The 12,096-nt window shown below is 69.1% G+C and carries 11 protein-coding genes; 2 read left to right on the top strand and 9 right to left on the bottom strand.

What is annotated here, in order from left to right:
• The 9 genes from mraY to VZC37_RS19005 all read right to left on the bottom strand — a co-directional run bounded on the left by mraY (nucleotide 1) and on the right by VZC37_RS19005 (nucleotide 9,508).
• Nucleotides 1–1,095 (bottom strand): phospho-N-acetylmuramoyl-pentapeptide-transferase, encoded by a 1,095-nt coding sequence (mraY, locus tag VZC37_RS19045; RefSeq protein ID WP_330434665.1) that lies wholly within the window; start codon nucleotides 1,093–1,095, stop codon nucleotides 1–3.
• A gap of 183 nt (nucleotides 1,096–1,278) precedes the next feature.
• Nucleotides 1,279–1,737 carry a UDP-N-acetylmuramoyl-tripeptide--D-alanyl-D-alanine ligase gene (locus tag VZC37_RS19040; protein ID WP_330434663.1) on the bottom strand — a complete coding sequence of 153 codons (459 nt, stop codon included), beginning with the start codon at nucleotides 1,735–1,737 and terminating at the stop codon, nucleotides 1,279–1,281.
• Nucleotides 1,734–3,383, bottom strand: coding sequence for a UDP-N-acetylmuramoyl-L-alanyl-D-glutamate--2,6-diaminopimelate ligase (locus tag VZC37_RS19035; RefSeq protein WP_330434962.1), 1,650 nt, complete (start codon nucleotides 3,381–3,383; stop codon nucleotides 1,734–1,736). The genes VZC37_RS19040 and VZC37_RS19035 overlap by 4 nt, the downstream gene beginning before the upstream one ends.
• Before the next feature lie 150 nt (nucleotides 3,384–3,533).
• Nucleotides 3,534–5,438, bottom strand: a complete 1,905-nt coding sequence (locus tag VZC37_RS19030; RefSeq protein ID WP_330434662.1) for a peptidoglycan D,D-transpeptidase FtsI family protein — start codon at nucleotides 5,436–5,438, stop codon at nucleotides 3,534–3,536.
• A gap of 21 nt (nucleotides 5,439–5,459) precedes the next feature.
• Nucleotides 5,460–6,353: a cell division protein FtsL gene (gene ftsL, locus VZC37_RS19025; RefSeq protein ID WP_330434661.1), complete on the bottom strand. Its 894-nt coding sequence runs from the start codon at nucleotides 6,351–6,353 to the stop codon at nucleotides 5,460–5,462.
• Nucleotides 6,350–7,360, bottom strand: coding sequence for a 16S rRNA (cytosine(1402)-N(4))-methyltransferase RsmH (rsmH, locus tag VZC37_RS19020; protein WP_330434659.1), 1,011 nt, complete (start codon nucleotides 7,358–7,360; stop codon nucleotides 6,350–6,352). Before rsmH ends, ftsL begins: the two co-directional genes overlap by 4 nt.
• 212 nt (nucleotides 7,361–7,572) lie before the next feature.
• On the bottom strand, nucleotides 7,573–8,013 hold the full coding sequence (mraZ, locus tag VZC37_RS19015; RefSeq protein ID WP_330434656.1) for a division/cell wall cluster transcriptional repressor MraZ: 441 nt from the start codon (nucleotides 8,011–8,013) through the stop codon (nucleotides 7,573–7,575).
• 451 nt (nucleotides 8,014–8,464) lie between these two features.
• On the bottom strand, nucleotides 8,465–8,872 hold the full coding sequence (locus VZC37_RS19010; protein WP_330434654.1) for an SCO2097 family morphological protein: 408 nt from the start codon (nucleotides 8,870–8,872) through the stop codon (nucleotides 8,465–8,467).
• A gap of 162 nt (nucleotides 8,873–9,034) precedes the next feature.
• The gene (locus VZC37_RS19005) at nucleotides 9,035–9,508 is read right to left on the bottom strand and encodes an SAV_6107 family HEPN domain-containing protein (RefSeq protein WP_330434653.1); all 474 of its coding nucleotides are present in this window, start codon (nucleotides 9,506–9,508) and stop codon (nucleotides 9,035–9,037) included.
• Nucleotides 9,509–9,753: 245 nt separating this feature from the next.
• On the opposite strand from VZC37_RS19005, the gene VZC37_RS19000 reads away from it, so the two are divergent.
• Together VZC37_RS19000 and VZC37_RS18995 are read left to right on the top strand one after the other, a co-directional pair.
• The gene (locus VZC37_RS19000; protein ID WP_330434651.1) at nucleotides 9,754–10,425 is read left to right on the top strand and encodes a GNAT family N-acetyltransferase; all 672 of its coding nucleotides are present in this window, start codon (nucleotides 9,754–9,756) and stop codon (nucleotides 10,423–10,425) included.
• Nucleotides 10,422–12,062 (top strand): phytoene desaturase family protein, encoded by a 1,641-nt coding sequence (locus VZC37_RS18995; protein ID WP_330434649.1) that lies wholly within the window; start codon nucleotides 10,422–10,424, stop codon nucleotides 12,060–12,062. The genes VZC37_RS19000 and VZC37_RS18995 overlap by 4 nt, the downstream gene beginning before the upstream one ends.
• Nucleotides 12,063–12,096 lie beyond the last annotated feature (34 nt).

Raw genomic sequence — 12,096 nt, 5'->3', positions numbered from 1 at the left:
TCAGCCACTGACGGCCAGGAACTCGCTGTAGAACAGGGACAGGCCGAGGGCGCACGCGATGGCGGTGAGCAGCCAGAACCGGATGATCACCGTGGTCTCCGCCCACCCGCCGAGTTCGAAGTGGTGATGGAACGGCGCCATGCGGAAGACCCGACGCCCGGTGGTGCGGAAGAACGCGATCTGGATGACCACCGAGATGATCTCCGCCACGAACAGGGCACCGATGACGACCGCGATGAGTTCGGTCCGGGTCGTGATCGACAACCCGGCCAGCATTCCGCCGAGTGCCAGCGAACCGGTGTCACCCATGAAGATCTTGGCCGGCGCGGCATTCCACCACAGGAACCCGAGGCAGGCGCCGCCACCCGCCACCGCGATGAGCGCGAGATCGAGCGGATCCCGCACCACGTAGCAGCCGGGGGTGATCTCCTCGGTCGACTTGGGGCCGCCGGTGCACGCGTTGCGGTACTGCCAGAACGTCACCAACACGTACGAGCCGAGCACCATGGCCATCGAGCCCGCGGCGAGGCCGTCGAGGCCGTCGGTGAAGTTGACCGCGTTCGACCACGCGGCGACGACGAGCCAGCAGAAGATGACGAACACCGGCGCCCACATCGAGATGGCGTCGATGTCACGGACATACGACAGGTGGGTGCTCCCGGGCGTGTATCCGGCGTCGTTGCGGAACTGCAGCACCAGCACGCCGAACAGGATCGCCGCGCCGAACTGTCCGATGGATTTCGCGGTCTTGTTGAGTCCGAGGTTCCGATGCTTGCGGATCTTGATGATGTCGTCGAGAAAGCCGACACCGCCCAGCGCGGTCGCGAGCCCGAGGACGAGCAGGCCGGACGCGGTCATCCCGGTGCCGCCGGTGAACATGCCGAACAGGTGTGATCCGAGATAGCCGGCCCACAGTGCCGCGAGGATGGCGACGCCACCCATCGACGGCGTGCCCCGTTTGGTCTGGTGACTCTGGGGCCCCTCGACACGGATCTCCTGGCCGAACCCCTGACGGGTGAACAGCCGGATCAGCAATGGCGTCAACAGGATCGACACCGCGAGCGCGATGCCGCCCGCCATCAGGATCTGTGTCACCGACCCGCCTTCATCCGCGCCGAGCCCAGCAGTGTGCCCGTCTGCAGTGTGCCCGTCTGCAGTGTGCCTGTCAGCTGGGTGCCTGTCGGCCGGGTGCCCGCCTGCACTGTGCGCCTGTGCCCTGCCACGCTCGTCACTGCCTCTCGTTCGTCGTCATTGTCGCCGGTGTGCTCCGCCGCGGGCTCACGCGGGATTGTCCTGCCGCCAGATCCCGGCCAGCTCGGCGACTCCCGCATCCGAACCCGCCACCAGGATCACGTCGCCCGGCCCCGGACGCCATGCGACGTCGGTTGTCAGGAGTTCGCGCGCCTCGGCGGCCGTATCGACCTGACGCACCTCGTCTCCCCACGAGCCTTCCATGACTGCGCCCTGATGCAACGCGCGCACCGAGCGGGAATCGCCGACGCACAGCGTCTTGTCGACGGCCAACCGTACTGCCTGACGGCCGACGCGATCATGCTCGACGACACCGTCGTTCTCCGACATGTCGGCGGCGACGGTCAAATCCCCGAGGATTGCCCAGGTACGCACATCAGGGTCTGCGCCGCGGGTGGCCGCCGCGGTCGCGACCAGTTCGCGCAGCAACGTCTTGGCGGCGTCGACATCGGCCGGTACCGGCGCCACCAGCACCGTGGCCGTCATGGCCGGTCCTGTTCGAGCGGTTTGGTCGTGGCTTCGAGGGCCCGGGCATCGAGGGCATGGGCGGCCACCTCGCGATCGTCGAACGGGTGCTTGACGCCGTGGATCTCCTGCCCCGTCTCATGGCCCTTGCCGGCGATCAGCACCGTGTCGCCCGGCTGCGCCCAGCGGGCCGCTGCGGCGATCGCCTCTGCCCGATCACCGATCTCACGGACTTCGCCTGACTCGCTGGGGTCGACCGATCGCGCCCCGGCCAGCACCTCCGACCGGATCGCCGCCGGCTCCTCGGTGCGCGGATTGTCGTCGGTGATGATCGCGAGATCGGCTCCACGCGCAGCGATTTCGCCCATCATCGGACGCTTTCCGGTGTCCCGGTCGCCGCCCGCGCCGACGACCACCGCGACTCGGCCGCGGGTCTGCGCGCGCAGTGTCGCGATGACCGCGTCCAGCGCGGCGGGCTTGTGGGCGTAGTCGACGACGACGAGGAAGTCCTGCCCCCGATCGATCCGCTCGAGACGGCCGGGCACCGAGGTCCCGGCGATCGCCTCGACCGCGACACCGGCCGGCACACCCGCGCCCACCGCGATCGCCAGCGCCATCGACGCGTTGGCGATGTTGTAGCGGCCGGGCAGCGGGACGGTCAGTTCGTGCTGCGTACCGCCGGGTGCGGTCACCTCGGCATGCTGCACCCCGTCGGCGTCGACGGTCGACGGGCCGGCTTGCCACTGCGCGGGTACCGCGCCGGTGGACACGGTGACCAGGGCGGCCTGACGGTCGGCCGAGCGACGATCGCCGCGCGCGACCTCCACCATGCGCCGGCCCCAGTCGTCGTCGACGCAGATCACCGACCGGACCGCGCTCGTCGATGCCGCCGGCGCGAACAATTGCGCCTTGGCCTCGAAGTAGGCACGCATCGTGCGATGGAAGTCCAGATGGTCCTGCGACAGGTTGGTGAACGCGCCGATCGCGAAATGCGCACCGTCCACACGACCGAGCGCGAGGGCGTGACTGGACACCTCCATCACGACCGCGTCGACGCCCTTCTCCAGCATCATCGCCAGCAGCGCCTGCAGGGTGGGCGCCTCCGGCGTGGTCAGCGTGCTCGGCTGGGCCACCCCGTCGATGCGGGTCTGCACGGTGCCGATGAGCCCGACGGAATGCCCGGCGGCGAGCAGGGCGGCCTCGACCATGTAGGCCGTGGTGGTTTTGCCCGAGGTGCCGGTGATCCCGATCAGCTTCATCCGGCGTGACGGGTGTCCGTAGATCCGGGCACTGACCTGGCCGAGGACGTCACGCGGCTTCGGATGCACGAGGACCGCGACCGCCGCGTCGGGGGGCAGGACCCGTGACAACTCCGCCCGGCCGGCCGGATCGGTCAGGATCGCGGTCGCACCCGCCGCCACGGCCTGATCGGCGTACTGGGCACCATGGGTGCGGTCGCCGGGCAACGCGGCGAACAGGTCGCCGGGCATCACGTCCTGTCCGCGCAGGGTAGCGCCGGTGACCTCCACGTCGGTTGCCACCGAGCCGACCAGGTCGACACGGGCCCCGGTGGATGCCGACAACACGGACACGGGGGTCGGGGTCACGCTGGTCGGCCGAAGCATCACCGCGGCGACCTTCGAGCGCTTACGGCGAGTCGACGCCATCTGGTTGCTCCCGCCTCCTTGCTGCTCAACCCGGTCGGCCCGGGCCGGGCCGTCGGAGAACTCACTCACGATACCGTCAGCCGGCCGACCGTCGCGTACCGGCGAGACCCGTCGTCGCGCGAGCGCCGGCGACCCGGGTGACGCCTGTGGTCAGCGCGCCTCGAGGGTCAGCCGCGGTTGCGGTTTGGCCGACAGCGGCACCCGGTCGCGCTGCATGAGCCAGGAGGCGATGGTCCCGAACATCGGCGCGGCCGACTGGCCGCCCGAGCCGTCGGAACTGCGCCTCGGGTTGTCGAGCATGATCCCGATCACGTAGCGCGGATCGTCGGCCGGCGCGATTCCGGCGAAGGTGATGTTGTAGCGGGAGTTCGAATAGCAACCGCATTCCGGGTCGACCTGCTGAGCTGTGCCGGTCTTGCCCGACATCTGGTAGCCGGCGACCGCCCCGGAGGAGCCGGTCCCCTGCTGCACGCCCATCGGATCGTCCTGGAGCACCGAACGGAACATGTTGCGCACCGTCGTCGCGGTCTCGGGGCTGACCACGCGTACCCCGGCGGGCCGGGCCAGTTCATCGGCCGCCTGCCCATCGCGCTGCTCGGACATCATGATGCGGGGCGGGACCCGCACGCCGTCGTTGGCGATCGCCTGGTACATCGCGGTCATCTGGAGCAGCGACATCGACAGACCCTGCCCGATCGGGAGGTTCGCGAACGATCCACCCGACCATTGGCTCAGCGCGGGCACCTCGCCGGCGCTCTCGGCGGGGAGGCCGACGCCGGTGCGCTGGCCGAGCCCGAATCGATCGACCATGTCCGCGAAGCGTTCCTCGCCGACCTTCCGGGCGAGCATGAGTGTTCCGACGTTCGACGACTTCCCGAAGATGCCGGTCGTCGTGTAGGGCTCCACGCCGTGCGCCCATGCGTCTTTCACGGTGACACCGGCCATCTGGATGCTGCCCGGAACCCGGTGGACCTCGGTCGGGCTGGTCACCCCGTACTCGATGGCGGCGGCCGCGGTGATGATCTTGTTGACCGAGCCGGGCTCGAACGGCGAGGTGACCGCCCGGTTGCCGAGGTCGGCGTCCTTCTGCTCCTCGAGGGGTTCCGCCGCATTGAATGTGTTGTCGTTGGCCATGGCGACGACCTCGCCGGTGTGCGCGTCGAGCACCACCGCCGACGCGTTCCTGGCTCCCGACGCCGCCTTGGCGGCCGACACCTGACTCTGCACGAACCACTGCACGTCGGAGTCGATGGTCAGTCGTACCGCGGCGCCGTTGATCGCCGGATGGACGTTGCGGGTGCTGCCCGGGATGACAGCGCCGTCGGAGCCGCGGTCATAGGTCCTGGAGCCGTCGGTGCCCGCGAGCGTCGAATCCAGCGACGCCTCGAGGCCGATCAGTCCGTTGCCGTCGTAGTTGACGTCCCCGATGATGTTCGCGCCGAGGGAACCGCCCGGGTACAGGCGGATGGCCTGCGGGTCTGCGCCCACCTCCGGGAACTCCTCGGTGATCTTGCCGGCGACCTCGGGGCTGACCGAGCGCGCCAGGTAGACGAAGGTGTCGTCGCTGCGCAGCTTGTCGAGGAGATCCTGTTCCTCGATCGATCCGCCGAGCGCCGACGACACGCCTCGCGCGATCTCGCCCAGCCGTTCGTCGACGCCGGGCAGCGCGTCGTCTTTCTGATGTGCCTCCTCGATCGATGTGCGAACCGCCTTCGGCAGGAACGTCAGGGCCCGCGCCTCGTCGGTGTAGGCCAGCGGGCGGCCGTTGCGATCGAGGATCGCGCCCCGCTTGGCCGTCATGATCTCGGTGTACTCGCGCTGCTGTGCGGCCTCGGCGGAGATCGACGACGCCTCGATCGTGTGGACGACGACCATGCGGACCGCGACCGCCACCACGGCGAGGATCACGATGATGCCGGCGATCCGGCTCCGGCCCAGGAACGAGTCCGGCCGTCGGGGACCGCGGCCCGACGATGCCGAGTTGCGGCCACTCCCACCGCCTCGCCCGCCACCGGATCCACTCGCGTCGAAGCGTTGGAAGACGGCACGTGTCATGGTTGCCAATTGTCCGCCCCGTTACCGCGACTCCGCCGAATTTGAGCTCGGCGCGTTGCCGTTCGGCGGCAGGACATTCGGCGCGGGAGCAACCGCCGGCGGCGTCGGACGGGTCGACCCGGGGGCCGGATTCGCCTGTCCCTGTCCCCCGTTCGCCTGCGCCGGGCCGGGTGCGGCGTCGGGTGTCTGCGCATCGTCCGGTTCGGTGGTCTCGGCCGCCCCGCCGGTGTCGGTCGCCCGGCCGGAATCGTCTGCACCGTCGGAATCGTCGGAATCGGTTGCGGTGCCGGGCAACCCCTGAGAGTCGTCGACCTTCTCCGGGTCGATGGTCTCGACCGGATCCGGCTGTGTCGGCGGGTTGATCGATCGCAGCGCCCTGCCCTGTGCGGGTTCCGGTTCGCCGATGATCCTCGGCTTACCCGGGCCGTCCACGACCATCCGCGCCGGGTTCTGCGCCGGGATCATGCCGAGCTGAGAAGCCTTGTCCGACAATTCGGGTGCGGAGTTCCCAGACTCGTAGGTCCGCTTGAGCGAGTCGCGGCGATCCACGAGGGCCTGGTTCTCCTGTCGTTCCACGCCCAGCTTGTAGGAATCGGCAGCGGCTTTGGTCGAGAGCCACAGACTGAGTCCGAGACCCACCACCAGCAACGCGATTACCGGGACCACGAACGGGACGCCGGTGATCCGGGCACGAAGCGGGACAGACGGCCGCGGGCGGGTCGTCGATCGCGCCTCGGTGCGTTCGGCCACCCGGTTCACCCGTGCCTCGCGCTCGCGACGCTTCTCCCGTCGCGCGATGGCCCGTTGCGCCGCACGCGATCTGGTGGTCCGCGCCTTCGTCCCATCGGTCGAACGCTCACGCCCACTGGTGTCCGGTTGTTCGTCGTCGACGGCGATGTCGTGCGTGAGGGTCATGAGCGGTCCTTTTCCTCGACACGTTCGATCACACGGACCCGGACCGGGGCCGAGCGCGGGTTGCGGGCACGTTCGTCGTCGTCGGCGCGCTCGGCGCCCCGGGTGACGAGCCGGAAGTCCGGTGCCGAGCCGGGCAACTCCACCGGCAGGCCCTTCGGCGACGTCGAGGTGGTCCGGGCGACGAACTCCCGCTTCACGATCCGGTCCTCGAGCGATTGGTAGCTCATGACCGCAACGCGTCCCCCGACCCGCAGCACCGACAGCGCAGCGGGCAGGGCACGCGACAGCGCGTCCAGTTCGTGATTGACCTCGATCCGCAGGGCCTGGAACGTCCGCTTGGCGGGGTGTCCACCGGTGCGGCGGGTGGCCGCCGGGATCGTCGCGTAGAGCAGTTCGACCAGGCGCGCGCTGTCGCGGAACGGCTCGCGCTCACGTTCGCGCACGATCGCCGACGCGATGCGGCCGGCGAAACGCTCCTCACCGTATTCCGACAGGATGCGTGCCAGATCGCCGTGCGAGTAGGTGTTGAGAATGTCTGCGGCCGTGGTGGTGTCGCCCGCGTTCATCCGCATGTCGAGGGGCGCGTCGACGGCGTAGGCGAATCCGCGGTCGGGCCGGTCGAGCTGCATCGATGACACGCCGAGGTCGAACAGCGCACCGTCGATCAGATCGATGCCGAGATCGGCGAGGACAGCCGGGATCTCGTCGAAACGTGCCTGGCGCAGAATCAATCGATCACCGTGTCCGGCGAGCCGATTGCCGGCGATGTCGAGTGCGGAACGATCCCGGTCGATCCCGATGACCCGGACGCGGGGGTTGGCGGCCAGCAGCAGTTCGGTGTGGCCTCCGGCCCCCAGTGTCGCGTCGACGACGACCGGGTCGGCACCGCCGAGGGCCGGGGTGAGGAGTTCGATCATCCGATCGGCCAGGACGGGGAGATGGCCGTGTTCGCCGGAGCGGTCGGCCTGGCCGCCGTGGCCCTTCGGCTCGTCCTCGCGTGCGTCCACCGACCCTCTCCTCGGACTGTGCGGTTCGACGTGAATACAGGTAGGGCCGGCACGCCTCGGTTCGGCACCGAGCGCACCGGCGTGTCCGATGGGGCGGGGTCTCGACCCGATCACGCACCTGGCGTTGGGGAAGTACGCCAGGGTCGCACCGGGCCGAGGCCTCGACCCACCCGATTCGCTGTTCACTTGTCCGACTGCCCCATCGAGCTTGCTCAGAGCAAGGCGTCCAATGCGGCAGAGCCTGCGGCCGAGAAGTCCTCCTCGTGGGCGCTCTGGTAGTCGCGCCATGCCTGCGCGTCCCAGATCTCGAGGTGGTCGAACCCACCGATCACCACACAGTCCTTCGACAGGCCCGCATAGCTTCGATGCTCGGATGACAGGGTGATCCGGCCCTGCCCGTCGGGTCGCTGCTCATCGGTACTCGCGAAGAAGTACCGCTGGAACGCCCGCGCCTCGGGGTTGTTGCGCGACGCCGCCATCGTCTGCTCGGCGATCGCGTCGAACTCCTCGGCTCGATACACCGACAGGCTGCGGTCCTGGCCTCGTGTGACCATCACCCCTCCTGCCAATGCATCGCGAAACTTGGCGGGCAACGTCAGTCGCCCTTTGTCGTCGAGCCTGGGCGTGTAGGTGCCGACAAATCGCACGGACATGTCGCCACCTCCTGCCCCACCGAGTTCGACGTCCGGTCCGTCTCACCCAGTGCTGCCACAGTACCCCACTTTCCACCACTTTCCACCCCCAACACACCACTCGCGCCCCACACCAAAGCGAATGACCAGTTCAACGGCATGTTTTACGAAGGGGTGGACACGACGCGCCCGGCGTGTGGCCCGACCTCCCGGTGGGATCGATGAGGTCAAATGGTGTCAACGATGCTGGTGAGGCGACGGACTGACCACCTCTAGAGCACGGTGGGGCGAAGTGGGGAGACCAGGTGGGGCGCTGTGGGGAATCCGGGTGGGGCGCTGTGGGGAGACCGGGTGGGGAGTCCGGCGCGGGCCGCAGCGGGGACGCCGGACGGGCCCGAGAACGACGAAGGCCGCACACCGATGAGGTGTGCGGCCTGACGCCGAGATCGCGAACCGACAGGTCGAGCTGGAGCTACTCCTGCTCGAACCGGCGGTTGAAGCGATCTTCCATGCGTTCGGAGAACTTGCGTTTCTGCCCGCCGGCCTTCGCCTTCTTGGTTGCCGTCGTTCCGGACCCCTGGTCGCCACCCGAGGATCGGCCTTCGCCGCCCCAGAGAGCCATCAGACCCGCCCCGAACATGATCAGGAAGCCGATGAGGCTGATGATCGGGAACCCACCGACACGAACTTCGACGACGAGTCCGCCCACGAGCAGAACCAGGCCGATGACGAAGACCGCCACCGCCTGCAGACGACGCCGACCACTGGACGACCTTCCGAGGCGGCGACGCTTGACGCTCGACGCGAACTTCGGGTCTTCGGCATACAGAGCGCTTTCAATCTGTTCGAGCATGCGCTGCTCGTGCTCCGAGAGAGGCACCGACCCTCCTTATCCCAACTCCAACCGACCCCGCCGCGATCCGTCCTGGTACCGCGGTCGTCGTCGACGCCCATAGAGCCGCTTGTACGGCTTCAAACCTCATGATACGAGCAGAATCTTCCGGCGACCACCATTACCTCTGGTTGCGTCGGATCCACAGGTTCACGCAGACCGATCCGGGGCGACGTCCGAGTCGACCGACTTGCCCTGTTCGTAGGCGATGAGGACCTCTTCGACATCGTCGAGCAGGCCGATCACCCGCGAACGGGTCTGCGCGACGACGCGGTCGTCGACCATGCGCACCAGGCCGGACTCGATGTCGAGGCGGAGGTGGGACAGGGCCGCGAAGAAGTCGGCATACTCGGCGAGGGCCGGAATCACGATGGGCAGGCGGTTCCATGCGCTGCGCGAATGCCTCCGTCGCGCGGGCCGCGTCGAGGGCTCGTGGATCTCGAGGACCGCGCCCGCGGCCCGGAGGGCGGTGAGATAGTACTGGCGAAATCGTTCGGCCGAATCCGTCACACCGTCGGCGTTGTCGAACAGGATCTGGGCGCGATCGAACAGGTCGCGGCTGCGCCGGACGACGATCGGGTCGACGTCCGCCGTCGACCGGGGCGAACGGATCGAGCTCGGCATCGTCACCTCCCTGGTTCGTCGCCGGTGTGTCTGGTACTGCCTTGTTACAACGCCGGCCCGACAGCAAACGCTTCCCTCGTTCGCCGCCGGAGCCGACGCCGCGTGTCGTCGGGCGATCAGAACAGCTTGCGGATGCTGATTCATCGAACACCCGTTCGACATATTCAATATAGCTAGCGGGTAGGACACGTTCAAGACGGCCGCCGACCCGGATGCCGAGAGTTCGACGAGAGGACAGACGTTCGTTGACGATCCGCCTCGTTGATCTGACCGGCCAGGATGCCCACGTGTGGCTCGACCCGGCGCTGGACATCTATGTGACCGCGATGAACTATCCGCGCGGGACGGAGATCCATCGCGCGGCCCTCTGGCGCGACCACATCACCCGGCCCGGCTGGCGCGCCGTGGGTGCCGTCGCGACCACGGCCCCCACCGGGATCCGGTCGTCCGAGGTCGCCCGCCGCCGCCTCGGACGTCCCGTCGCCGACCCACACGACGAGATCCTCGTCGGCATCGCCTACGGCTACCGCGGCGCTCCGGACCAGTGGTGGAACCAGCAGCTGCGCGTCGGACTACGCCATGCCGGCCACAGCACCGACGTCGTCGACGAAATCACCCGCGACTACTTCGAGCTCACCGAGATCCACGTCCATCCCACCGCACAGGGCCAGGGAATCGGCCAGTGGCTGCTCGGTCGCCTCCTGGAGAACCGACCTGAGAGCACGGTGTTGCTGTCGACGCCGGAGATCCCCGCGGAGGACAACCGGGCCTGGTCGCTCTACCGGCGCCTGGGATTCACCGACGTGCTCCGCAACTTCACCTTCACCGGCGACCCGCGCCCGTTCGCCTTTCTCGGCAGGTCGCTGCCCCTGTTCCCGCGCGGAAACCTGCCCGACGACGCGCACCGTCCCCGATGACCGGCCTACGCCGCCTCCGACGGACGCCCGAATCGTCCGGCGGTCATCCGCTGCTCGACGCCGTCGTGGTCGGCGCCGGTCACAACGGATTGGTGGCGGCGGCATACCTCGCGCAGGCAGGCAGATCGGTGGTCGTGCTCGAACGGGACGTGATTCCCGGCGGCGCGGTCTCGACGGTCGAGCGGTTCCCCGGCTATCGGGTCGATCGCGGTTCCTCGGCGCATCTGATGATCCGGCATTCTCCCATCCCGGATGAACTGGATCTGGCCGGCCACGGTCTGCGCTATGTCGACTGCGATCCGTGGGCGTTCGCACCGGGCACCGCATCGTCACCGCCCATCGTCTTCCGAACCGACCTCGACGCGACGTGCGCGTCCATCGCGCAGTCGGTCGGCACCGCCGATGCCGATGCCTACCGGCGATTCGTCGAGGTGTGGCGGCCGCGGGCTCAGGCGGTGATGCGGTCGTTCTATTCCGCCGCCGGACCGGGACGGTTCGCGACCGCGTTCGCCGGACTCGGGGCCACGGCCACCACCGCCCGGTCCGGGCCGGTCGGGCGGCGCACCGGCAGCATGCTCTCGCTCACCCAGGAACTGATGTCCTCTGGTGACGCCCTGCTGGACCGATGGTTCACCGCCGAGCCGCTCAAGGCCGCGCTGGCCTGGTTCGGTGCGCAGTCCGGGCCGCCCATGAACGCACCCGGGACCGCACCGATGATCGGTTTCGCCGCGCTCCAGCACGACATCCCGCCCGGCCGGGCCATCGGCGGCAGCGGCGCCCTCACCGAGGCCCTGCTGCGCCGGATCGCCACGGACGGCGGCGAGGTGGCCACCGGCCGGCCCGCCGCGGCCATCTCGCGCTGCCGCGACCACTGGCGGGTCGACACCGCGGACGGGGACGGCCGGTGCGCCAGAACGGTCGTCGCCGCCTGCCATGTGCTGAGCACCCTGGATCTACTCGCCGCCGGAGGTTACGACCGCGAGGTCGTCGATCGGTGGCGATCACAGATCATCGTCGGGGACGGGATCGGGATGGCCGTTCGCCTGGGCACCGACGCGCTCCCCGACTACCCGGACCTCCCCACCGACCTCCCGCCCCACGGGGTGGGATCGGCACTGGGACTGCTGGTCACCGACCGCGCGCATCTGCGACGGGCGCAGGTCGCGGCGGGCGTCGGCACCCTGCCCGAGCGTCCCGCCGTGGTCGCCATGGCCTATTCGGCCGTCGACCCGACCATCGCCCCTCCGGGTGAGCACCTGATCAACCTCTGGGCGCAGTGGCATCCCCGGCATCTCGCCGACGGCACGCCATGGCAGCAGGCCGCACCGCAGGCCGCGGCAGCCGTGGTCGCCGAACTCGACCGCCACGCACCCGGGATCGTCGACCACATCCGACACACCCACATCCAGTCCCCGGAGGATCTCGAGCAGGAACTCGGCCTCATCGGCGGCAACATCATGCACGTCGAGATGAGCATCGACCAGATGTTCTTCTGGCGTCCGCATCCCGACCTGTCCGGCCACCGGGTCCCCGGCGCCGACGGCGTGTTCCTGGCCGGGGCGTCGACGCACCCCGGCGGAGGGGTGACCGGCGCCAGCGGGCGCATCGCCGCGCACCTGGCCCTGCACCGCCGCTGATCCCAGCCCGCGCTGATCGGCGAACCACCGCGAC

Source organism: Gordonia sesuvii (assembly GCF_036350415.1).
GTDB lineage: Bacteria > Actinomycetota > Actinomycetes > Mycobacteriales > Mycobacteriaceae > Gordonia > Gordonia sesuvii.
This window is presented reverse-complemented; position numbering and strand designations above follow the sequence as displayed.